Origin of the sequence: Coprococcus sp. AF38-1 (genome assembly GCF_003603945.1) — a bacterium.
GTDB classification, from domain to species: Bacteria; Bacillota; Clostridia; order Lachnospirales; family Lachnospiraceae; genus Coprococcus; species Coprococcus aceti.
On record NZ_QVGO01000001.1, the window covers coordinates 171,947 to 196,633 of the forward strand.

At 44.3% G+C, this 24,687-nt stretch carries 15 protein-coding genes and 1 tRNA gene; 7 read left to right on the forward strand and 9 right to left on the reverse strand.

Annotation, left to right across the window (positions count from 1 at the left end; all coding sequences use genetic code 11):
* Nucleotides 1–14: 14 nt before the first annotated feature.
* On the reverse strand, nt 15–2,141 hold the full coding sequence (gene nrdD, locus DW025_RS00780; protein WP_015533701.1) for an anaerobic ribonucleoside-triphosphate reductase: 2,127 nt from the start codon (nt 2,139–2,141) through the stop codon (nt 15–17).
* A 482-nt stretch (nt 2,142–2,623) separates the two neighbouring features.
* On the opposite strand from nrdD, the gene tig reads away from it, so the two are divergent.
* The 7 genes from tig to lysS all read left to right on the forward strand — a co-directional run bounded on the left by tig (nt 2,624) and on the right by lysS (nt 12,040).
* A complete protein-coding gene (tig, locus tag DW025_RS00785) occupies nt 2,624–3,862 on the forward strand; it encodes a trigger factor (protein ID WP_118017187.1) in 1,239 nt (412 codons plus the stop codon).
* Nucleotides 3,863–3,885: 23 nt separating this feature from the next.
* On the forward strand, nt 3,886–4,992 hold the full coding sequence (locus DW025_RS00790) for an FKBP-type peptidyl-prolyl cis-trans isomerase (protein WP_118017189.1): 1,107 nt from the start codon (nt 3,886–3,888) through the stop codon (nt 4,990–4,992).
* A 182-nt stretch (nt 4,993–5,174) separates the two neighbouring features.
* A complete protein-coding gene (locus DW025_RS00795) occupies nt 5,175–7,382 on the forward strand; it encodes a fibronectin type III domain-containing protein (protein ID WP_118017191.1) in 2,208 nt (735 codons plus the stop codon).
* 17 nt (nt 7,383–7,399) lie between these two features.
* Nucleotides 7,400–9,595, forward strand: a complete 2,196-nt coding sequence (locus DW025_RS00800) for a hypothetical protein (protein WP_118017193.1) — start codon at nt 7,400–7,402, stop codon at nt 9,593–9,595.
* Nucleotides 9,596–9,773: 178 nt separating this feature from the next.
* Nucleotides 9,774–9,857: transfer RNA gene (locus DW025_RS00805), tRNA-Leu, on the forward strand.
* Nucleotides 9,858–9,934: 77 nt separating this feature from the next.
* On the forward strand, nt 9,935–10,420 hold the full coding sequence (gene greA, locus DW025_RS00810) for a transcription elongation factor GreA (protein ID WP_117550872.1): 486 nt from the start codon (nt 9,935–9,937) through the stop codon (nt 10,418–10,420).
* A gap of 6 nt (nt 10,421–10,426) precedes the next feature.
* The gene (gene lysS, locus DW025_RS00815; RefSeq protein ID WP_119998156.1) at nt 10,427–12,040 is read left to right on the forward strand and encodes a lysine--tRNA ligase; all 1,614 of its coding nucleotides are present in this window, start codon (nt 10,427–10,429) and stop codon (nt 12,038–12,040) included.
* A gap of 384 nt (nt 12,041–12,424) precedes the next feature.
* Here the strand turns inward: lysS and DW025_RS00820 are convergent, their stop codons facing one another.
* The 8 genes from DW025_RS00820 to DW025_RS00855 all read right to left on the reverse strand — a co-directional run bounded on the left by DW025_RS00820 (nt 12,425) and on the right by DW025_RS00855 (nt 24,684).
* Nucleotides 12,425–13,171, reverse strand: coding sequence for a hypothetical protein (locus DW025_RS00820; protein ID WP_133302851.1), 747 nt, complete (start codon nt 13,169–13,171; stop codon nt 12,425–12,427).
* Nucleotides 13,172–13,181: 10 nt separating this feature from the next.
* Complete coding sequence (locus DW025_RS00825) at nt 13,182–14,984, reverse strand: DHH family phosphoesterase (protein WP_119998160.1); 1,803 nt, start codon at nt 14,982–14,984, stop codon at nt 13,182–13,184.
* 14 nt (nt 14,985–14,998) lie between these two features.
* Entirely contained in the window at nt 14,999–17,887 is a 2,889-nt protein-coding gene (locus tag DW025_RS00830; RefSeq protein ID WP_119998162.1) for a hypothetical protein, read from the reverse strand.
* On the reverse strand, nt 17,842–18,951 hold the full coding sequence (locus tag DW025_RS00835) for a hypothetical protein (RefSeq protein ID WP_119998164.1): 1,110 nt from the start codon (nt 18,949–18,951) through the stop codon (nt 17,842–17,844). Before DW025_RS00835 ends, DW025_RS00830 begins: the two co-directional genes overlap by 46 nt.
* The gene (locus tag DW025_RS00840) at nt 18,948–20,057 is read right to left on the reverse strand and encodes a CHC2 zinc finger domain-containing protein (protein WP_119998166.1); all 1,110 of its coding nucleotides are present in this window, start codon (nt 20,055–20,057) and stop codon (nt 18,948–18,950) included. The genes DW025_RS00835 and DW025_RS00840 overlap by 4 nt, the downstream gene beginning before the upstream one ends.
* A 14-nt stretch (nt 20,058–20,071) precedes the next feature.
* Nucleotides 20,072–22,465 carry a hypothetical protein gene (locus DW025_RS00845; RefSeq protein ID WP_119998168.1) on the reverse strand — a complete coding sequence of 798 codons (2,394 nt, stop codon included), beginning with the start codon at nt 22,463–22,465 and terminating at the stop codon, nt 20,072–20,074.
* A complete protein-coding gene (locus DW025_RS00850) occupies nt 22,462–22,842 on the reverse strand; it encodes a hypothetical protein (protein WP_119998170.1) in 381 nt (126 codons plus the stop codon). Before DW025_RS00850 ends, DW025_RS00845 begins: the two co-directional genes overlap by 4 nt.
* 357 nt (nt 22,843–23,199) lie before the next feature.
* Nucleotides 23,200–24,684 carry a hypothetical protein gene (locus DW025_RS00855; protein ID WP_119998172.1) on the reverse strand — a complete coding sequence of 495 codons (1,485 nt, stop codon included), beginning with the start codon at nt 24,682–24,684 and terminating at the stop codon, nt 23,200–23,202.
* Between the last annotated feature and the right edge of the window lie 3 nt (nt 24,685–24,687).

Genomic DNA, 24,687 nt, shown 5'->3' on the forward strand with positions numbered 1-24,687 from the left:
TTTTCTATAAAAGACTATAGATGAAGCACTCTTGCCTTTATCTCTTTGGTCTTGCCCACGTTCCAGAAGTTCTCGCCAAGATAACCGCAGGTTCTTCTGGTAACATTCATCTTGTTGTGATCCTTGTTGCCACACTGCGGACATTCCCATTCGCCGTCATCGTTGATGAGGATCTCACCATCGTATCCACATACATGACAGTAGTCAGACTTGGTGTTGAACTCAGCATATTGTATGTTGTCGTATATATATCTTACGACCTCTGCCAGAGCATCCAGGTTGTTGCGCATGTTTGGTATCTCAACATATGAGATGGCACCACCTGATGATATGGTCTGGAACTGGCTCTCAAATCTGAACTTGCTGAATGCATCGATCTTCTCACGGACATCAACGTGGTAAGAGTTGGTGTAGTAGCCCTTGTCTGTGACATCCTTTATGGTTCCGAAACGCTCTTTGTCGATACGTGCAAATCTGTAGCAAAGGCTCTCGGCCGGAGTTCCGTAGAGTCCGAAGCCAAGTCCCGTATCTGCCTTCCATTTGTCGCAGGCTGCGCGGAGCTTGTGCATAAGCTTCAGTGCAAATTCCTCGCCCACAGGATCTGTGTGGCTCACACCACGCATGAGCTTGGTGGTCTCATATACACCGATGTATCCCAGTGATATGGTTGAGTAACCGTTGTGGAGCAGTGGATCGATGACCTCGCCCTTCTTAAGTCTGGCGATGGCACCGTACTGCCAGTGGACTGGGCTGACGTCAGAGGTTACACCCTCGAGGGCTCTGTGGCGGCACATGAGTGCGTCGTAGCAGAGCTGCAGTCTTTCATCCAGAAGACTCCAGAACTTGTCATCGTCTCCCTTTGCAAGTATAGCTATCTGTGGAAGATTAAGACTGACAACTCCCTGGTTGAAACGGCCTTCCCATTTATATTCTCCGTTCTCATCCTTCCATGGGGAGAGGAATGAACGGCATCCCATGCATGAGAATACATTTCCCTCGTAGTTCTCACGCATCTTCTTGGCTGATATGTAATCAGGGTACATTCTCTTGGCAGAACACTTGATGGCGAGCTCTGTGATATAGTCGTACTCACCGCCCTTGAGGCAGTTGTGCTCGTCAAGGACATATATGAGCTTAGGGAATGCAGGTGTAACATACACGCCTGCCTCGTTCTTGATTCCCTCAAGTCTCTGTCTGAGGATCTCCTCGATGATCATGGCGTTCTCCTTGATGTACTCGTCGTCCTCTCTGAGGTTGAGGAAGAGAGTGACAAATGGAGACTGGCCGTTGGTGGTCATCAGAGTATTTATCTGATACTGGATAGTCTGGACTCCTGACTTCAGCTCGTCCTTGAGTCTCTCTGTGATGAGCTTCTCAAGTGTGTCAGGGTCTATCTTGTCGCCGAACTCTTCGGTGTATCTCTTTTTATATTTGTTGTAGCTCTTTCTGAGGTACTTTCCAAGGTGACGGACATCGACTGACTGACCGCCGTACTGGCTGGATGCGACAGATGCGATGATCTGAGTCACGATGGTACATGCCACCTGGAAGCTCTTCGGGCTCTCTATGAGCTTGCCGTTCATGACTGTGCCGTTGTCAAGCATATCCCCAATGTTGATAAGGCAGCAGTTGAATATAGGCTGGAGGAAATAATCTGCGTCGTGGAAGTGGATAGCGCCCTCCTCATGAGCCTTGGAGATCTTCTCAGGGAGGAGCATTCTCTTGGTAAGATCCTTTGATACCTCTCCTGCGATAAGATCACGCTGTGTGGATGCGACGGTGGCATTCTTGTTGGAATTCTCCTCCATGACATCCTTATTCCTGTTCTGGATAAGACTGAGGATAGAATCATCAGTCGTATTTGCCTTTCTGATGAGCTCACGGCTGTATCTGTATATAATGTAGGTCTTGGCAAGGACAAACTTGCCGTCGGCCATCAGCCCCTGCTCGATGATATCCTGGATATCTTCAACGAGCATTCTCTTTCGGTTCTTGGCTTCGATGCTTCCGACGATCTCCTCGATCTTCTCGTCAGAGATCTTCTCACAAGGCTCCACCTCCGAGTTAGCCTTCTGGATAGCCAATATGATCTTGCTTCGGTCGTAAGTAACAGCACGACCGTCTCTCTTGATAACTTGCATTTCCCATTCTCCCTGTGTGTGATGTGAATGGGCGTTAAAAAAAGTACGCCCCCTAAATATTGTATACTACCATACAGGAGACATCAATATATGGTATGCCGGCTGAAAAAGCCGCAAAAAAATTAGCGACAAATAAGGTGCCTCGTCGCAAATCTCACACTGATGTCTCAACATGGTCGATTATATCATTCCCAATTTTGTTTGTCTACAGGTTATTTGCAAAAAGTACAAAATATAGAAAAATAAAAAATATGTAGACACAACATATTGTGGATTTGCCTTTGATTAATGTGGGACAGATAAAATACATCACAAAAACAGATGTAAAACTGCCTGTTATAGGAATGTGAAATCATTTGTGAGAATTCTATGAATTATTTCAAATTGCTTTATTTTTACAGGAAAATATGGTATAAGTTTACTCGTTGAAGTTTATCATGAAGATGGTTACACTTCTAATAAAAAGTAAAAGAGGTATGATTATGCGAAAATTTAATAAGGGATGTGCAGTTGTTCTTGCACTCGCTCTGTCCATGTCATTTATGACAGGCTGTGGCGACAGTAATGGTACGAGTGGAAAGCTGGATAATACAGCGAGTAAGGCAACATCTTCTGATGCTACAGAGAGTGCTGACAATTCATCAGAAGAATTTGCTTCTATAGAGGATATGGTGGATCAGTATGCGGCAGATGTCACACTCGGTGAATACAAGGGCATGGAGTATGAGGAGAAGGGCACTGATGTCACGGATGATGAGGTTCAGGCCAAGGTTGATTCATTTGTGAACGGACTTGCTACATTTGATAAGGACACAACCAGCGAGGCGAAGAACGGAGATACAGTAAATATTGACTTTGTCGGAACTGTAGATGGTGAGGAGTTCGAAGGTGGTAACACCAACGGAAGCGGATATGATCTCGTCCTTGGTTCTGGTTCATTCATAGATAACTTTGAGGATCAGATAGTTGGACATAAGCCGGGAGAGACATTTACCGTGAATGTAACCTTTCCTGAGAATTATGGCAAGGATGAGTTAAATGGCAAGGCGGCCAAGTTCGAGACGACACTTAACTATATAAAGATAGATAAACCGGCTACATACAATGATGAGCTGGTTGCAAACAATACTTCATATAAGACAACTGCTGAGTATGAGGCATCTGTACGTGAGCAGCTTAAGCAGAGCAAGGAGGATTCAGCTCTTGCAAGTGCTCAGAATGAGGTCATGGTTGCCGTTATAAACAACAGTACAATAGAGAACATATCAGCAGATGATGTTCAGGCGAATGCTGACAAGATCATAACATCCATAAAGACTCAGGCAGAGACAAACGGAATAGAGTATGACACATATATCTACTACTACTATGGATATGATGACAGCGCTGCATTTGAACAGTATGTACAGCAGGTTTGTGAGGAATCACAGAAGGAGAGAATGGTAGTATGTGCCATTGCCAAGAAGGAGAATATCAGTGTCACAGATGACGAGGCTGATAAGTATATAGCTGATTATGCAACGAAGAACAGTGTTGATGAGTCTACACTCAGACAGAATCTTACAGACGTTGAGATAAAGTACAACGCTCTGGCAGAGAAGGTCATGAATTTCCTTATGGACAATGCAAAGGCAACAGCGGCTTCGACAACTGAAACGACAGAGACCTCAGAGTCAACAGACAGCACAGAGGCCGCTGACGCAGAGCAGGCTGAAGAGTAAATAAAGGGGTACGGAGAAAAGATATGAGAGCAAGGAAGATAATTGCAGCAGGAATGGTGGCAGTCATGTGCGCAGGTCTGATGACAGGCTGTGGCAGCAATGACACAAAGAGCCAGTTTAAGAAGTTTTCAAAGTGTGCGACCATAGACAAGGCGGCATACACTGATATCGAATATGTTCCAGCATCGAGAGAGGTGACCGAGGACGATGTAAACAGTGCGATAAGCAGTTTTTGCAGTGACAATTCTGAGACTACACAGGACAAGACCAGCACAGTGGCAGATGGCGACAAGATCAATGTGGACTATGTTGAGACTGTCTCAGGAACAGAGAAGGACAGCAAGACAGATTACACACTGACCATGGGAAATAACACTCTTGGTGATGGCAGTGACGATCAGCTCATAGGAAGCAAGCCGGGGGATGTCAAGACGATCACAGTGACATATCCTGATGATTACAGCGACACAACAGTTGCCGGACTTACAGCAGAGTACAAGGTTACGATCAATTATATATCAGTTACCACGGTGCCTGAGTACACAGACGCACTGGTCAAGAAGGCTACTAATGGTGAGTACACAACAACCGATGACTACACAGCACATCTGAAGGAAGATGTTCAGAAGGACAAGGACGATTCCGCGGACGAGACAGACAGAGCTTCTGTTCTCAAGGCTGTTGAGGAGAAGGTTACATTTGACAAGTATCCTGAGGATGAGGTAGCTTCATACGTTCAGTCCATGGTGTCAAATGTGAGAAGTGCCGCAGACAACTACGGAATCGACTTCGAGGCATATATGAAGTATTTCTATGGATATGAGGACGAGGCATCATTCCTTGAGTACCTTCACACCACAGTTGAGAACGTCATGAAGGAGAAGATCGTTGTGTCATGCATAGCAATGGACAATGACCTCATCGCCGATAACGCAGACATAAAGGCGTACAGACAGAAGGTTATGGACAAGAACAATCTGGAGAATGACTCAGACGTGGACAAGTATTACTCAGAGTCAGACCTGATGTTCTATGCCACAGAGGAGAACGTGCTTGACTATCTCATGAACAGATCAGTTCAGGTGGAGGCAACTGCAACAGATGCATCTGAGGCAGCCACAGAGGAGTAAGCTGCACTCGATATATTTGAATATGGATAAGCTGATAGAGACCGAGGTTTTATGCCCGGTCTCTATTGTCGTCTATAGACAAATGAATCTGTGGTTTATCCACATTGACTAAGGGGCTCCGGGAATTTAAAATAAAAGAGAACATGTCTTTATTTTAAAGATAGAAAAGGAAAGGGGATATTATGAGAAAGAACATTGCGAGAAAATGTCTGTGCATTGCTCTGGCTTCAGCCATGATGCTCGGTGAGGCGGGCACGGCTATGGCAGCCAGTGTGGAAAATGCGGCAGACGGAAGAATTGCTGCCACAGTGGCGGCGGAGGAACAGGCTGATGTGGCGGCAGCCAATGTCAGCATATGGTATGCGGGAGCTTATAAGAACTCAAGGACCATAACGATCAATGCAAGCGGCCGGGCTTACAGAGTTGAGGTCTGGGTCAATGGAGTAAAGTGCGGGGAACAGTACAACGGAGAGGACCAGCAGTCCTTTAGTATTAACTGTGAGATCCCGGCGCTGCTTGATTCCACCTACAACGCAGAGGTCAGAGCCTACGATTCAAATGGAGAGGTGACTGTACAGAAGGTTTCACCGGTCAAAACTGACAAGGTGAGCTTTGATGGTGATCCTAGTGTTAGTGCAGGATATACAGTCGGAAGCACTGGCTATGCAAAACCAGGCTATGTGTCTGTCAGCGTATATCTTGATAGCAGGCATTCAGATGAGGTCAAGTATGAGGTTCAGAGAGCGACCAAGTCAGGTGGGCCATTTACCACGATCGCAACGGGAAGTGAATCTTACACGTCAAGACTTGCATATCTTGACAGCACTGCGAAGACCGGAACTACATATTATTACAGATTCAGGATCGTGAGCGGTTCAGATCAGTATGTGAAGACGAGCAAGGTCATAGCTACAAGTAAGACAGCTTCAGTAAAGGTGGGCATTCCAGAGGTGGATCAGCTCTATGCTTCAAGCATGAATGTATCAGAAAAGATAAGTAAGCCGGGAGTATTCCTGTGGATGACCAGCAATTTTGCAAATCAGTACGATGTGTACCGCTCAACAAACAAGAGCAAGGGCTACAGAAAGATAAAGACTATATATTCTGCTGATTTCACGGACACAGCGGTCAAGAGTGGAACGGTATACTACTACAAGGTAGTGCCAAAGTATTACGACTCACAGACACGAAAGATAACAACAGGAAAGACATCTGGTGTTGTCGGCGTAAAGTTTATCATGAATGCAGCAGGTGCACCTAGCCTTATACAGACAGGCAACAGATCACTGAAGTGTACATGGGCTGCGGACAATACCGCAGACGTATCATACGAGGTATGGGCAAAGAGAACCGATATAACCGGTGATGCATACAAGCGTATGGTGGTCACCAAGAAAAACTCATGCACCCTTACAAAGCTTGATCCGAACGGAACATACAAGGTGATGATAAGGACAGTCAAGAAATCAGGAGCTGCCGTGAGATATGAGACGACAGATACATCTGAGAGGACCATGGGTTACACCAAGAGAGTCCAGGATCTGACTGCGGGAGCTGTATCTTCATCACTGAACGGCAAGAAGGATGTCCTGTCTGTAAGATATTCTCTCACATGGTACAGAGACTGGGGCGCATCAGGATATGTTATATCAGGCCTCAACAGCAGTACAGGCAAGATAGAGACCATCAAGAAGATAACATCGGGAAGAAAGACATCATATACATTTACAAACACAAGTGCCAAGGGCAAGGAGCGCAAATACTCCCAGATATATGTGAGACCATATAAGGGAAAGGCAAGCGGCGAGGATAACACTCTGTGGAATTCAGAGATGCCAAGTGCAAAGCGTGTTAAGGCTGTAAAGAAGAGCGCGACATCGACCAAGATAACATGGTCTGCTGTAAGCGGTGCAAGGGAATACTATGTATACAGAACTACAGAGCTCGGTGTACGTCAGTACATAGGAGCCACAAAGGCGACCAACTTCACGGATGTGAACGTGACAGACGGAATGAAGTATACATACTCTGTTGTTGTAGGCACAGACTTTGGATTCAGCAGCGGATATGATATGTATGTCAGTGACTATACACACAAGCTTGCATCACCGGCCATAACAAAGGTTGTAAATGGTTCCAAGGGTACAGCGACTGTAACATGGAAGAAGGTTACAAATGCAACCAGATACTATGTATATCGCTCAACCAGCAAGAATGGAACATACAAGCTGGTCGGCAAGACTGGAGCTACAAAACTTTCATACATGAACAAGAAGCTCAAGAAGAGAACGACCTATTACTACAAGGTTGTGGCTTCAACAGTTAATGATGGAGGAAAGACAGTCAAGTCAGTTGCATCACATGCAAAGGGAATAAAGATCCGCAAATAGATGAAAAGGGGTAAACTATGAAGAATAGATTGATAAAGAAAGCTTTATGCGTGGCGCTTGCTTCAACCATGGTGTTTGGTGATGCATTGCCAGCAATGGCAGCAGACGGCAGTGCAGATGTACAGTCCGCTCAGGCTGAGGTGGCGTTTGCTGAAGAAGCATCCATAACATATTTTAGTGTAGGAGGTCAGGATACCGTAAGCAGCGGTTCTGTACATATAAGCGCTCTGGGATATGGAACAGAGGCTGTTCTCTATGTAAATGGAGCATGGTATGACTCGTGGACAGACAGTGACTATGACGGAAGCTGGCATGTGGATACGGAATTCAGAGGAGTTGCCGGTGCGACATATCAGTTTAAGCTGGTAGTCAGTGATGACAATGGACAGACGGTGTCGCAGGAGTCGGGAAAGATATATTTTGAAGCACCTAAGTTCAGCCGCAGCAGGAAGCCTTCAGAATACGTATCATATTCTACGGGAGATACCGGATATAGAGAATTAGGTGGAGTATCTGTGTCGTTCCCATTTGACAGCTACGTACAGAATGATATCTGGTATGAGGTGTACAGATCCACAAAGCCATCAGGAGGCTTTACGAAGATTTTGTCGGGCGTCGGTTACATGTATGGAGCTTCTGAAGTGAGGTATTATGATAATAATGTAAAAGTAGGAAATACCTATTACTATATGGCGAAGATAGTAACCGGAACTGACTCATACAATAAGACATCCAGGGTTGTAGAGACATCAGCCGTTGCAAAGGTGGACTGCAGGCTTGGAACAGCGGAGCTTTCAGTCGATAGAGGCGCAAAGGGTGCTGATATAACGGTAAGCGATTACGGCGCTGCCAACCAGTTCGATCTGTACCGTTCAACTTCAAAGACAAAGGGCTTTAAGAAGATAAAGACGATATACACACCGGAGTATACAGATACAACAGTTAAGGCTGGAAAGACATACTACTACAAGGTAGTTCCAAAGTATTATGATGCCTCTACCAGAGCGGTTTCAAAGGGAACTGCAAGTGAGGTCCGCGGCGTAAAGATACTCATGGGTACCACAGAGCTCACAGCGGTTCAGAACACAAAGAGCTCAGTAAAGCTCACATGGGATAAGGCAGCCGGAGCAAATATGTATGAAGTCTGGTATATGAGATCCGATATATCGGGAGACAGATATAAGAGAGCTGTTGCGACAAAGGGAACATCATGCACCATCAAGGGACTTGCATCTGGCGCTGAGTATTCATTCAAGCTTAAGAGCCAGAGCGTTTCAGGTGGAAAGGTCATTTGTGAGAACGTGACATACAAATGGCTCCAGACCGGATACACAGAGAGCGTGAGAGAGCTCGAGGCTGTCTCATCCACGGTATCTGCAAGCAAAGACAAGAAAAACCTGACGATATACACCAATCTCAAGTGGAACAGAGTCTGGGGAGCTTCAGGCTACAAGATATTTGCGAGAAATAACTACACAAATAAGCTTGAGCAGGTTGCAGTGATCAAATCTGCAGCCAGAAATACATACAAGTTCAAGAATACAGGAAGCAGCAGTAAGGGTATTAAGTATTACTCTGCATACGTAGTGCCATACAAGGGTAAGAAGCAGGGCGAGATGACATCCGTCAGCGTCAACTATATCCCTCTTGCTAAGAATGTAAAGGCTGTGAGAAAGTCCACATCCGAGGTCAGAGTTACATGGTCAGCGGTGCCTGGTGCAGATTCTTACACAGTATACAGAATGAACCCTGTTCTCGGCACAACCCAGTGGCTGGGACAGACAACGTCAACAAACTTCAGTGACCGCAAGCTCACGACCAAGCTTGAGTATACATATTTTATACAGCCATCGACAATTGTCAGCGGGGTTAACTGCAGCATTGACTATGAAGTTGCAAGGCAGTATAAGGCAGTGTATACACATGCTGTAGGTACACCAAAGATGTCAGGTGCATCTAACACCGGAGCCAAGAAGATCACAGTAAAGTGGAGTAGCGTTACAGGAGCGAAGAACTACGTAGTATATCGCGCAACAAAGAAGAATGGTAAGTACTCTAAGATCGGTACAACATCATCATGCAGCTTTACAGACAAGAAGGCTGCAAAGGGCAAGACATACTATTACAAGGTCGCTGCAGTGGCAGTTAACGACGGTGGATGTGCTGCTCAGTCAGCATACTCCAAGACCGCCAGTGCCAAGAGTAAAAAGTAATGGCATATGTTAGGTAATAACAAGCAGTAGATATATTTGCGGGAAAACATATATACATGCATGGAAATGTGGTAGATATGTTTTCCCTTTTTTATGGGAAAATGCTTGCGGAAATGCAAAAAAAGTGGTTGACATACCAAGGCAAACAGTATATTATATTAACGTTCGTTGTGAACATGCGGAAGTGGCGGAATTGGCAGACGCGCAGGCTTCAGGTGCCTGTGGTAGCAATACCGTGTGGGTTCAAGTCCCATCTTCCGCATTTTTTTATACCATAGTATGCGGAAATGCTGAGCTGTGGAGTCAATAATTTATGATATTTAGGAGGTATGTGCGGCAATGGCAGAGAAGAAGAATGTGGTTACTTATTCAGGTCTCAAGAAGATAGAGGAAGAGCTTCAGGATCTGAAGGTTAATAAACGTAGAGAGATCGCAGCTAAGATCAAAGAGGCCAGAGAACAGGGAGATCTGTCAGAGAATGCAGAGTACGATGCAGCCAAGGACGAGCAGAGAGACATCGAGGCAAGAATCGAGCAGCTTGAGGCAATGCTTAAGAATATAGAAGTAGTTGATGAGGATGAGGTCGATACAGGAGTTGTGGGTATCGGATGCAAGGTAATTGTATATGACTACGAGTTTGCCGAGGAGATCGAGTATGATATCGTGGGATCATCACAGGCTGATATCATGAACAACAAGATCTCTGATGAGTCACCAGTTGGAATGGCACTCAAGGGTGCAAAGGTTGGTGAGGAAGTTCTGGTGGAGGCACCGGACGGAGAATTTAAGTACAGAGTACTTGATATTAAGAGACAGGAGCTGTAAGAGAAGATGGCAGAGCAGAATAACAAGGGAAAAGATCAGGATCTTAATAAGCTGCAGATGGTGCGCCGCGAGAAGCTGGCAGACCTTCAGGCGGCAGGCAAGGATCCATTTGTCATAACAAAGTATGATGTGCAGCAGCACAGCGCAGATGTGAAGGAGATGTACACAGCACATGAGGCAGAGCTTCTGTCTGGTAGACAGACACCTTCAGTTGAGGACCTTGAAGAGGCAGAGAAGAGAGAAGTTTTAAACAACGATTACAATGAGAGAAGAGCCATCATGGATGCTTCACCTATCAATGTGAGCATCGCAGGACGTATGATGTTCAAGCGTGTCATGGGTAAGGCTTCTTTCTGTAACATTCAGGATCTTAAGGGCAACATTCAGGTGTATGTTGCAAGAGATCAGATCGGTGAGGAGTCATACGCTGACTTCAAGAAGTCAGATATCGGTGATATATATGGAGTTAAGGGATATGCATTCAGAACAAAGACTGGTGAGATATCCATACATGCAGAGGAGATCACACTTCTCTCTAAGTCACTCCAGATCCTTCCTGAGAAGTTCCACGGACTGACAGATACAGATATGAGATATCGTCAGAGATATGTGGATCTCATCATGAACCAGGACAGCAAGGAAGTATTTATCAAGAGATCACAGATATTAAAGGAGATCCGTAACTTCCTGGCAGGACGTGACTTCATGGAGGTTGAGACACCTATGCTGGTCAGCAATGCCGGTGGTGCCGCAGCCAGACCATTTGAGACACATTACAATGCACTCAATGAGGATGTAAAGCTCCGTATATCACTTGAGCTCTACCTGAAGAGACTTATCGTCGGCGGTCTTGAGAGAGTATACGAGATCGGACGAGTATTCCGTAACGAGGGTGTTGACACACGTCACAACCCTGAGTTCACTCTGATGGAGCTGTACCAGGCATACACAGATTACTATGGTATGATGGAGCTCACAGAGTCCATGTTCCGTTACCTCGCAGAGAAGGTATGTGGAAGCACCAAGATCTCATACAACGGAATCGAGATCGACTTTGGCAAGCCATTTGAGCGTCTGACTATGGTTGACGCTATCAAGAAATATACAGGTGTTGATTTTGACCAGGTTGCTGATGACGCTGAGGCGAAGAAGATCGCTGACGAGCATCACGTAGAGTACGAAGAGCGCCACAAGAAGGGCGACATCGTGAACCTGTTCTTCGAGGAGTTCTGTGAGGAGAAGCTGATCCAGCCTACATTCATCATGGATCATCCGATCGAGATCTCACCACTTACGAAGAAGAAGCCTTCAGACCCTACAAAGGTTGAGCGTTTCGAGCTCTTCATCAACACATGGGAGATGTGTAACGCATACTCAGAGCTGAACGATCCTATCGATCAGCGTGAGAGATTTGCCGCTCAGGATGCGAATGCCGCAGCCGGAGATGACGAGGCTGAGCACACAGATGAGGATTTCCTCAATGCGCTTGAGATCGGTATGCCTCCAACAGGCGGTATCGGTTATGGTATAGACAGACTGGTTATGCTCCTTACAGATTCACAGGCGATCAGAGATGTTCTTCTGTTCCCGACAATGAAAAGTTTGAACAGTGAAAGTTAGTAAAATCAAGGGCTGGAGCAATCATACAGCCAAAATTTAACACCAACTTAACACCAATTTTTGAAGTTTAACACTGAGAACAAAATATGAGGCAAAAAGAAGCAGTCGAACAATGCAATTCGGCTGCTTTCTTTGTACTATGTGATTGTAAGTATGAGTACAGGTATAGCGAGGTATACCTATAGGAATCTTTTCTTATAAGAGAACGGTGTATGAACGTCAACACTATCGTTTGATTACTACGGTGCTATTTTGTACCGATTTTATTGAATCAATTCTAAGCTGTCCCAGAGCCGTTCTAAGGCGTTTCAATTTAAGGGGTATAAGTTACTTATGAATCGTCATGCAGGCATCAGAGCAAGCGTACAGGCATATCTGTGTGTACTATACACTCCAATTCATGTACTGAGCAACAATACGCTTTACAGCTTCATTTGACAGATACTTGTGCAAGTCATCTGGAAAGCATAGAAACACGTTTGCCGGAAGTTCGGCTGTCTGGCATGGCTTGCAGTCTTTGTTCAGCTGGTAGTTTGTTGCAACGGCATATGGAATCCCCTGCTCTGAAAAGCCGAGAGAAACAGAAAGTTCGTCTTCTGTGCTTTCTGTATCGGCAAGAATTGCCTGTGTGCGACCATCAACAGTTTCGATTTCTGCCGATAGTTTTTCTTTGGTCAGAATGTCATCAACGCTGTCCAGAAAATCCGCAAGGTATTCGTCCATCAGTCCAATATAAATGACAACACGAGCAACAGCTTTCAGTTCATTGCTGAGAGAAGATGTCAGCATCTCGTCCAGATGAAACAAGTGAAGCTTTGGCGTATCACCGGAGTAGTCCCATGTGGAAGCGATTAACATAAAAATTGCTCCGTCAGATGCAATTCCGAGTGTCAGGGAATCAGAATGATGCTTTAATCTGATAGACGTATTGTAGCAGTCAAGCTTTTCAGATTCTTCAACAGAAACGCAGATGCCGTTTTGCTCAATAGAACTTGTCAGGAGAGAAAAACGATGCAGTTTCTCTTCTAAAGAAACAGCTGTGCGGTATGCAATACTGGCAAGCTCTTGCACTTCTGTACTTCCCTGCATCAGTTGCCTTGTGTTTTCAGAAATATATGTGATTCGATTCATCTTTTGTCACTCACCGTTCGCTTGATGTATCTTTTTCAGGTGTCGAATGATTCTTTTCCTGAAAATGTGTTTTTTCAAGTTCCGCAGAAAAAGCACGGTCAGTTTTTGCTGTCAGCTCTACATGGATTCCCTTGTAATCGCTGATACCAAGTTCTGCTACCAGAGCGATTCTGTTGCCCTCAAACTGCGGATAAGATTTTTCGTTATATGCCCAGTCTGCAATATCGAATTTTTCTTTGGTTTCATCATCGACAATACGAACAGATTTCCAATCCGGTCGTTGTCTTTTATAGAGCTGGTTACGATTATTTTCCTTGCCTTCCACAACAACAGACGGCAGTTGCAGTCCAGTACCAGTCGGTTCAAGAGCCATTACTTTTGCAAGTGTTTCCTGCGAGGAAATATCACTGAGCTTCATGTCAAGATATGTCCGGTCTTCCAGTGGCTTTTGTTTCATATCGTCCTGAAACTTATCAACCAACTGCTCCAGACGTGTGATGTCATTCAGAGCAGAAATGCCGATTGCATCGCTGTGTCCACCATAGGTCATTTGAAGCTGCTGGTCTCCGAACGCTTCTGCTTCTCTGGCAACAATGGAATCCACAAACGCTTTCAGACTGGTTTCGTTGTTTGCAGTATTTCTGCCACTGCCGGAGTAAGACTGCGTTTTATCTTCGTAGGTCACGCACAGAATTGCTTTGTCCGTTGCTTCGGCAAGTTTTCCTGCAACCAGTCCGGCAAATGCGTGAGGCACGTTATCCGGAAGCTGATAGACAGCAATGTTGTTGTCCTTGTCATTGCCGTAGCGTTGTTCCTGCACAAACGCCTTGTATTCGTCCGAGGTCGTCAGTTCTCCAATCAGAGCTTTACGCTGTGTGTTTTGTTCCTGCAAGAAATCAAGCTCCCGATAGGTTTTTGCTGACGATTCATCGCCAGTGATAGCTTTGTACATTCTTGCTGCACCATTCTCGCCAGCAATTTCACTCATGCGTGATGCGGAATTTAAGAACGCACCAACATTGAATGCCAACTGGTGTGCAGTCACACCGTCCGGAATATTGTTTCGTGCAAGCATATTGCCGATTACAAAATCCAGATTCTTTTCATCTGCGTTGTCGATTCTGCGTAGTCCGTCTTTGAGGATTTCACGATTGTTGCTGTGTGTGTCCAACACATCAACCATATCCGTGGCTGTACCGATAGCAGCCATGACAGCCATCGTGTTTTCCAGCTTTTCTGTAATTTGCGGTTGAATGGATTTGTTCTGTGCCAGAGCAGGCATTTCTTGAAAAACACGATACGCAAGTCCGGTTGCACAATATTGTGCATTCATTTCATCGTTTTCATGCAGGGCATGGGGATTCAGAAGTCCTTTGTTATTGTCAGTGTTGTCCACAAAAGCATTGCGGATTGCATCGTCTTCAATTAGATGATGGTCGATGATAATAACATCATCACCGAGCTGTTCTCTGGCAAAGGGAAGCTGATTGCTTCCCATATCAGAGATGATATAATGACGGTCATCTTCACCCTGTAAATCTGGAGACAAGCCGTAAGAACCACGCCTGTCATTCAGCTGCACATCTACATCGCAGTCCGGAGCAATCGCCTTGACGGTGTGTTCCAGAATGTATGCAGAGCAAATACCGTCTGCATCGTAGTCAGAGAGAATCGTCACTTTTCCAGACACAGCTGCATCAATCAGTTTTTCTGTAGCATTGTGAATCATTTCTGTGGTTTCTTGTGCTTCTTCTGTGATAGCTTCTCTCGCTTTCACATCGTCAAGCATTTCATCGAGTGTAAGTTTTGCCATGCAATGCTCCTTTCTCAGTCTAAGCTCATGTCAAGGTCGTTATTCATATCTGGTTCTTCCGGCGGTTCAGGCATATTTTCAAATTGGAAGTTGTCCTCTACGTCACTATAAGGGTCTTCTGGCAGTTCATCTGACGGATAGTTCGGGTCGAACGCAGCATCTTCCTGCTCCGGATAATCTTCATAGGGGTCGTGTTCATCGAACGGTGGCATTTCCGGAATTTCATCATGTTCAGGCTCAGTCGGAGAAGAAATTTCTTCCTTGCTGTCTGTTTTTTCAGGGATAGATTCGTCACGGTCTGCCTTTTCTTCTCGTGTGTACTCTGCGTAGCTGATAGCAAGCAGATTTGTGAAGGCATCAGAATTACCTTCCTTGAACTTCTGAGCGTATTCTTCCTGTGTAACAAGGCAGGTATGAGCATCATCGCCGGAAATTACGCCGAGTTCTTCCAGCGTGTGAATTGCACTGTTTGCATTAACATTCTTTTCAGCCATCGAAGGATTTATGATTATATCATCAACGGAAATGCTGCCTTTTTCAATAGTTTCCATAACCAGTTCAGTGATTGCTTCTGCATACTCCAGTGTACCCATATCGTGAGACATTTCATGCTGGAGAGCAACTTCTTTCAGATGAGCAATATCATCGCTGGAAACGAGAATCTTTTTATCATTTTCGCCTTCCACAATGCCCATACGCTCCAGCTCAACCATAATATTGCTTGCCTCTTGTGATGATTTTCCGGTTAATCTCTGGAGCTTTGCCAAGTCGATGCTGTCGTGTCCGTTGTTCAGTCTGGTTTCGATGGCAGACATGACAACATCAGCCAGACCGTATTCTGTTTTATTCAGAACAAGATACGGATTCCAGTCATACTGACAAGCATCTTCATAGGAATCAGTCAGATAGGTTGTGAAATTGTTCTGTTCAGCATCAGAATTGGAAAGCGATGAAAATTCTGCTCTTGCCTGCGGATTTCTGGCAAGGTCACTGATTGTCTTTGCATAGTCTTCTTCGGACATCAGACTTTCATGTTTCAAACTTTCAGAAACCACTCCCAATTTCACTAAAGCGTCCAATGCCTGCTTTGTCTTGATAGTGTGTCCTTTGGTTTCTTGCTTGATTTCCTTCATGGAAATGCTTCCGTTCCGAATTGCACTCAGAGCAAGCTGGTTGATGATTTTTGCATCATTTTTTTCATGTAATGGAATCCAAGAATCCATATCCTGTTTGGTCAAGCCACGTTCTTCAAGCGGAACAGCAGTGTAGATTTCTGTGTAAGAAGATTCTGGCTTTGCAGTTTCCTGTTTCTCGTAAGGAACATCGCCGAACTTCAAGATGCCTCTGTCCAAGCCCTGTTCCTGTAAAGCGTCAACAGCAATATTGTACAATTCACGGAATGCAGGGTCGTTCCACAGAATCGTATGATAGTTCTCAGAAGTAGTACGAGCTGCGATATTGTATGCGAACTGATTGTTGTAATTGATTGTCAGCGGTGTGCCGTCTGAATTGAAGGAGATAGAAAGCTTCGGGTTTTCTTCACCTTTTCCTTCATCTTTCACGACATTCAGGAATGTGTATGTTTTGTTGTGGTTCTTCTTCTTCGGAGTTGTTTCGTAAACCGAAGCGATAATCTTTTCATCAGGGTGATTTTTAGCAATCGACCTTGCACACGATTCTTGAAGAGCAATTACGTTGGACATTTTCGCTTCGTCTACTTTGCTCCATGTTGCCTTGCTGTCTGTTCTGTGGTGGAAGGACTGGTTTTGTGCTTCCAGAGAGATACCGTTCATTTCAAACCATTTCTGAACAGCGTCACTTCGGAGCATAGATGTTACGTTGTCACTGCCAAGAGAAAGACGGAATTTGCCTGCAAGGATTCCTTTTTCTTTCTGTTCCCACTGTCCAAGCAGAATTTCTTTACTGCCTTTCGGCACATCGAAGCTCTGTGTGTCCTGAGAAAGGAATACCTGCATTTTGTCTTTGTCAGACTTGATACGGAGCATTTCGCCAGTTGCTTTGTCACGAATCCGGAAAGTTGCATCATCACGCTTATAAATACTCTCCAGATTGTCTGATTCCTGTACAGCAGTTTCGTACCGTTCACCAAGAAATCTTGCCTGCGGAGAAACTTTTTTCTTTGCTTCTTCAAGAATCCGGCGTTGTTCCTTTTCTTTGTCGTACACAAAAGTTTTATCGCTTTGTTCGCAAAGTGCATTTAGCAAAACAAGCTTTGCATTTCCCTGCATATCTTCTGGAATTTCCGCAAAAGAATATCCTTGTGCAAGTTCTCCGTTTTCAGTGAAAACAGATTGTTCCGGTGGGATAGCACTCATTATCAGAACGATTTGATTTTGTCTTTCATCAAGTCTCGCCATCATGCAGTGTCCTTTGTATGATAAGATGGCATTTTCGTTGTCGCCATCAATCTTGACAACCTGTGCGTTCTTCATCAAGTCCTCGGCAAAAGCTTCGCTGGGGTCAGCCTTGACATAATATGCGATTTTTTTGATAAAATCATCTGAAAATTCCGGAGAAGTATAAGATTCTTCATTCCTTTCAGCAACAATTCTGATAGACTGCTGCAACTCGTCTACAAACGCATCGACATTTTCCGGAGTAAGCGTATGCAGGCGACCAGACATTGTATTGAATGTTTCTGTCAGTTCCTTCACTGCATCTTCGGTCATGCCGTTCTGAGCCAGCATATAGTCCATTTCCTGTTGCATTTTCTCCATTCGCTCCACAACACTTCTCTTATTGAAGATAGAGCGAAGTGCGTTCCATAGCTTTGTGAACGCTTCTTTCAGTTTGTTCTTGTCCTCTTCGGAAGCAGGTCTCACTTGATTCGCCATAGTTATTTTTCCTTTCTGGGTTTCTTCTTTTTTCGCTTTTTGTTCCATTGAAGTACGTTTCTCTGAGCTTTGGAAGCCTTCTGAGGTTTCCTCACTTCGATATAAGGCTGCACCTTATCCGCAAACCACGGAACAACAGGCAGCTCTTGTAAGCTCATTAGATAATCTTTTAACTGTTCTATTGTTAAAAAATTTCCGTCAATGATGTACAACGGTCTGTCTCGTGTACCACCAACATACATTGTCAGAAAACGCTCCGGTGTAAGGTAAGCAGTGATTCTGGTATCTTTATAGCAGATGCCATAAGCATTTTTATAAACGCTCTTTATCAGCTTTTTGGCTGTGTCATAAGCGATATAGACATCTTTCTTTTTCCATGAGGTGTGTGTGTTCAAGTCCTTTAAGCATTTTGCGGCAGTGTTGCTGAAAACGTCCTTTTGAGAGAACTTCATCTGCCGATACTGCTTCACGGCTTGATATACTTTCATATCAAAAACAGATTCTTTACCGCCAACTATATCTCTTTCAAGAGCAATATCTATCAGCATTTCTCGGTCGGAAAAGTTTATATCATTTGAAAAAAAGCGATATTTCTCGCACGGAACAGCAAGTTCCAGTTCTTCCTTTGCGATTTGTTCTTTCTGTATCACTTTTTGAAATCTGTGAAAGAAAACTGGTTGGTGGTATGTCAAATTGATACGTTTGCAGTCATACAGATTGCGTTCCAGTTCAACATATCCCACAGAAATCAAATACCAGCGTGGAGTGCCACGAGTGTCCTGAAAGATGCTCTGGAGCAGTTCGAGCATATCCGGCTGATTCAGCAATTCTGGGTGCTTATCCAGCTCATTTGCCATGCGGACTGCCTGTGAACTGGAAGACAATTCTGTTCTTGTGAAATAAACCAGTCGTTCCGAAGCGTAGAGAGGTTGTATCATGTAGCAATACTTAGCATTTTGCGTGTTGATACCTGCACCGTTCAAGAGTTCTGCAAATTCAGAAGTGAATCTCACAAGTTCCTTTGCACGAACTTCAATCGGAATGAAACGTATCATATTTTGGTTTGGTGGGAGAGGAAGCACTGTTCCTTTGCTGTCAATTGCGTATCTCATATATCATCTCTGTCATCTGTGTTTTTGGTGGGTTCTTCCACAGTAGAGCGATAGTTCTGTGGGTGCTTTTTCATATCTTTTTCTCGCTCTGCACGTCTTCCCATGACTTTTTTATAAGTTGCCTCAGCCTTTTCGTTTCTTGCTTCAAAATAACCGGAACGCAGGATTTCACGATAGTTGTAAACCTGCATAGTTTCAGCCATAGCACGTTCTACCTTTGGACTTTTTACAGCAGGCAAAGAAATGTCTGAGCCATTTTCCACACGCTCCAGTCCTCGTTCGATATATTCCATGCAAAGTTCTTTCAGACGATTCTGTAAATCAGGAGAGTAAGAAGCATCATAAGAAGCAACTTTTTGTTCCATAAACTCTTTATTCTTTTTGTTGTTCAGGAATGTTTCATCGCATTTTCCGATAATCATATCTTCAATGCTGATTTTGTCTTCCCAGTTTCCGTCCAGCCACATCTGCCGTAATGAGAAACCTTTCTGATTTTCCTCATTAGCAAAAGATTGCGGAAGAAAATCGTATTTTGCTGCTTCCTCAAACGACACTGAGATTGTACCGCCGTCTTTGCCTTCCATCGGAACATCACCGCAAACCACTTTGAAGTATTCATCTGCATCAAGCGTTACTTTGAACTGTGCGTTTGGAATCAATCCGATGTTTTCAATCTCACTATTTTCTAAATACCACGAATCAATAAACTTCCGTTCGCTGGCAGGCTTCCAGTATTCTTCAACTTCTGCAAGATTGGAATAACGGTACTTGTCCAATCCAAAATCCTCAACCAATCGTTCACACGCCTGCGGAAATGGCAAATCGCAGTTTTGCATTACAACTGTGATAGGCGTGAAAGTGGTAGCACACGACCAGCATCTGCAAGTGTTTCTGTCATGGTTTACAGTGGCAGAAGGGTTCTTGTCAGGGTGCTGAGGATTCGGGCAATGGAATTTTTTGTTGCGTTGCATTGTACTGCCAGCATAGCGAGACATAACTTCTTCGATAGGAATATCCTTGTTTATCTCTCTCGAATTGTACTTCAAGGACGGCATATCACTGGGGAGATTCTTCTTTGGGCTGTTGTTCCAATTGTTCTTTGCCATATGTTGCACACTCCTTAGCTTGCCGAACGGTCAGCGACTTCAAGATTTCGTTCGTTTTTCTCGTATTCATGCTGTGCTGTTGTCAGAGCTTTGTTTGCAGAAGTCATGTAAGCTGCTGCCGAACGAGGAAAATTTTCAGACATTTCCGAAATTTCTTCCTTCAAGCTTTCAATTTTCTCCACAGGATTCTGCTCTCTGGAAACGGAACGCTCTCCGGTGAGAGATTGCAGGATTTCATTCTGTTTCTCCAATGCCGACACCAAACGCTGATTGGTTTCCATTAACTGCTGATTTGTCCGCATCAGTTCTGACTGCATCTGAATCATGCTTTGTGTCTGCTTGCTCAACGCCTCAGACAGAGACGCTACAACGCCGTTTAAGGCTTCGTTTGTCTTGGCAAGGTTTTCTGCTTGCATAGTTTGCTGTGGAGCAGGAGATGGTTTCTGGTGGCTTTCTGACGGCTCACGAGTAATTGTTCTGCGTTTTCCCTCTTGCTGTTCTCCACGGCGGTATCTGCGAACCTTTCCAGTTTCCTGCTGTGCCTTTTCACTGGCAGCATTTTCAAATTCTTTCCGGATTGCTGCTTCTGCATCGGTAACCTCTTGCGGAGTAACGGAAGCAGGCTGTTCCTTTTGTGTTTCCTGAACAGGAGCAGATTCCTGTACCGGAGATTCTTTCACGTTTTCCGCAACAGGTTCTTTCTGCTGAGGAATATCGGATTCTTTCGGGGTCTGCTCTTTATCCTGTGGGTGGAAGAGTTCAATTTGCTGTTGTTCAGCTTCATCAAGGAGCTGTCCCATCAGTAAGCATTTTGAAATAGCAGATTTCGGAGCATCAGCACCACGGCTCTCAGCCACATCATTCAAGCCAAAAGCCTGCATTTTGTTCATGTCAAACAGAGCAACATCGCCATGATACGCCTCATCGTGGCTTGCAAGATAGGCATATTCTTTGATTGCTTGTGTAGCATCAATGGACGGCTCATTGATTACAGAGAAGTTGCCAAGATGCTGGAGACTTCTCTGAGCAAAGTCTTTGCTGAACGTAACAATGGTATAGTCTTCTGGTGGAAACATCTGGAACACTTTATGAATCCGTTCCTGTGCTTCTGACTGGCTGAAGACATCTTTGCCAGCTTTGTAATCGTCTATATTGATACCGGATTCTGCGAAAGTATCGTATTTTCCGGTGCGAATATTTTCTTCGACGTTTGCCATACTCCTTGCAGGAGCTTGAATCAGCATGGTTGTAGCAGCTTTATGTGACATATCAATTTTGCCTTCTTCGTCACGCTTATAAACTGCTGTTGCAAACTGAATCGGGAATCCAGTGTCAGTTCTGTTCCCCTTTCTCTCGAATCCAGTAGTAGCAGTATGAATCATCATAATGCCTTTGTTTTCGCCGTGTTCAATTGCATCAATCAATTTGTGGAACTGACTGTCGCCTGCAAGAATTTTTTCCGGATTGATAACGTGCTTGTTAATGAGTGTCTGGAACTTCTCATCAACATTGCTTTCACGGTACTTTTCCTTACCACGTTCAGACCACTGACGTGTCTTGGCAGCATCACTTTCACGCATACTGGTGAGATATTCGTTTTCCAGAATCTTTTCTTCTCTGCCATACTCTGTAATAAAGTTGCTGATTACCTGAATCCGCTGGTCTCCACCGATGATTTTTGCAGATTTTCTGTCAAAATCTTTCTTCGTCACATCGTATGAAGATTCTGAAATATCTGGGTGAGCTTCCATGAAAGCATCTTTTGTCATACCACTCAAATCTTTCAGTGTTGCTTTATCCGCAGTTGCAAGAAAGGAACTCTTAGGAGAACTCATGCGATAATTCCGCAAAGCTTCCAATGTTGCCTGTCCTTGTACATCGTGCTTTCGGAAATACGCTCTGGTCAGATTCACTTGGTCAAGTGTCTTGCCCTGTTCCCTGATTTCACGAAGCGTATCAGCCGACTGGATTTTGTCCATGAAATGAAATGCGTGAGTTTGATTGTTGATGATAAGGGTAGCATTGGATTCCTGAACCGCAGAAATTGCGGTCTGAAATTCTTTCTGAAATTCTGCAACAGGCAGCACATTTTCGCCACGGAGATACGCCTCTTTGTTGATTCCACCGTTTGCAAAAACATCGTAAGAACTTTCATTCTTCAACGCCTCTTGGATTGCCTCTTGCGGAGCTTGCACCAGCTTATCAAATGTGAAGCCACTCTGATAGCTTTTGGTTTCGTCATCAAACTCAAACTGCTTCATAACAACACGAGTAGGAAAGTGTCCTTCAAACTCGTTCTCTTTGTCAATCCCTGTGGTAGACACCACAAGGACAGCGTATGGTTCGTGTTCTTTCAATGTGCTTTCCAGCTGTTTCAAATCGCCAGAAGCGTAGAATTTACCTTTCATGCAGTTTCTCCTTTCAAGCCAATAGATTCACGGTCGAATTGATATGCTCTTGCAATATCAATGAACTCCTGCGGAATCTCAAACATTTTCAAGCCGCCAGTCATCGGGTTTTGAAACAAATGTGCATTTTGTCCGTTATGATAAGTTTTCTGCACAAGGATTCCGAGCTTTTTGCCATTTTCTGAAACAAGCTCCCCGAACTTCTGATAATAGAAATCTTCGCCTGCATCAGAAGCATGAAATATCACTGTGAGAGTGCCTTTGGCGTTTTTGTATTGCAGGGAATTTTCTTCAATGTTGTAGTAAACTGTCATGCTATCGCCAACACGTTTCTGTTCGTGCTGGAAGATGCGAAATAGGTCAACTGTGTTTTTCATGGTATCACTCCTTTTTTTCGATTACTCTGCAAAATATCCGTTATTTTGAGGTTAAGAAAAAGGACGCTCTCAGAAAATGATTCTCAGAACGCCCTTTGTATATTTATTAAGCCTGCTGATGTTTTGCTCTTTCCATTCACAAATGTTGCGTGACAAGAAAAGAACAGCAGGTAACAGCTAATAAATAATATAATCGGACTTTCCTTCCCTTGTGAAGGTGCTACCGCATTTGTATCATTATCTGCCGTCACGGATTGGACAGCATAGAAGTGCTACTATATACTTCCTTTATATTATAGCACAAACAATCCGTTACTGTCAATACATATCCGTTATTTTTGGTTAGGTGTACAAAAATCAAATCTCTGGTTCATCAATCTCTGACAATTCTCTTGATTCTTTTATTGCTTCGTCAAGATTCTGGTCAAGCGTTACACCGTTTTCTTTCTGAATGTACTTGTCTGCTTCGTCCAGAACAATACGCTGCTCTGTGTCAGAAAGTGGAACAGTAAGTTCCACATCATCGCTGGTATACAGTGTAAAGGAAACTTCTTTATCCTGATTGATGTCAATATATCCGTTGACTGCTGTTTTAACAGCACCGTCTTCATCATACATCAGTGTTTCAAAATTCTCTGCCTGATATGATGGATTGCCAAGCTCAAAAGCTCCAGCTCTGTCCAGAGCCTGTTCCATAAAATCGTCCGTCATGTACAATGCCAGATTGATGGTTGCCTTTGTTTCTCCATCGGCAGTCTCGGTGTCCATAATAACTTCGCTGTCAAACTGTACAATCTCGCTTTTTTCAAATTCCAGCGGTTTTGTGTACATTTCCATCTGCTGTGCAACTTCTACTGCCTGTTCCACGATTCTGTCAGGAAGAAGGAAGATGCCTTCACTGGTTGTCCGTTGCGAAACGTCAATCGCTTTGTCCAGTTCCGCAGTAAGTCTGGGCAGAATTTCGGGAGAAGTAAGTCCCTCTTCGATACGCTGAATATTCTTTTCCAGAGAAAATTCTTTTTCCGGCTCTTGATACTCCTGATATGCTGTCACGAATTTACCGACCGTTTCGGCAAGAGCGTGAACTTCTTCCTGCGAGTAATTATGATTCGGCTCGGCAGTTTCAAAAAAATGCTGGACAGAAACATCAAGGCTCTGTTCCACGTTTTCTTTGACAGCATCTTTGATTTCTGCAATTGTATTATCATCAAGAGACAAGGGTACTTCAATTTCCTCGTAACCGTCCCTCATGATTGCAGAAGCCTGCACGGATTCATCACGATTTATTTCTGCTGCCAAAATAGGAGAGGCTGCATCATTGAAATAAACCAGCTCGTGAATATCTTTTCCTTTCAGCAAGGGCGAGTTGGCATCATTCAGCATCTCTTCCATACGAGAACGATTCACTTCCATCGTGGCAAAGAGATTGCCGTCCTCATTTACCAACATATTTCTGACTTGAACAGTAGCCATTGCTTCTTCCATCAATTCATCAATTGTCATTTCATTGTATCTGGCAATGCGGTCAAGTTCGTCCCTTAACGCCTGTTTTTCGTTGTCTTCCAACGGTACAGCATAGCTTTCGTAGCCATAAGTGTCACTCTGCATATTCAATGTTGCAGACACTTCACCGTTCGGCGAAAAATTGACGTACATATCAAGAAATGTGTCGCCGTCTTCCAGAAGCTCTTCAAAGGTAGCCTCAGCGTCTTTCAGTAAATTTGTACGTTCGGCAAATTCCTTGTACTGTGCATCAAAAAGAAAGGCAACAGCATTTATCTTTCCGTCATCAATCATGATTCCGGCATTTTCGTCCAACATGATTTTGCTTTCGTTTTCCATAAA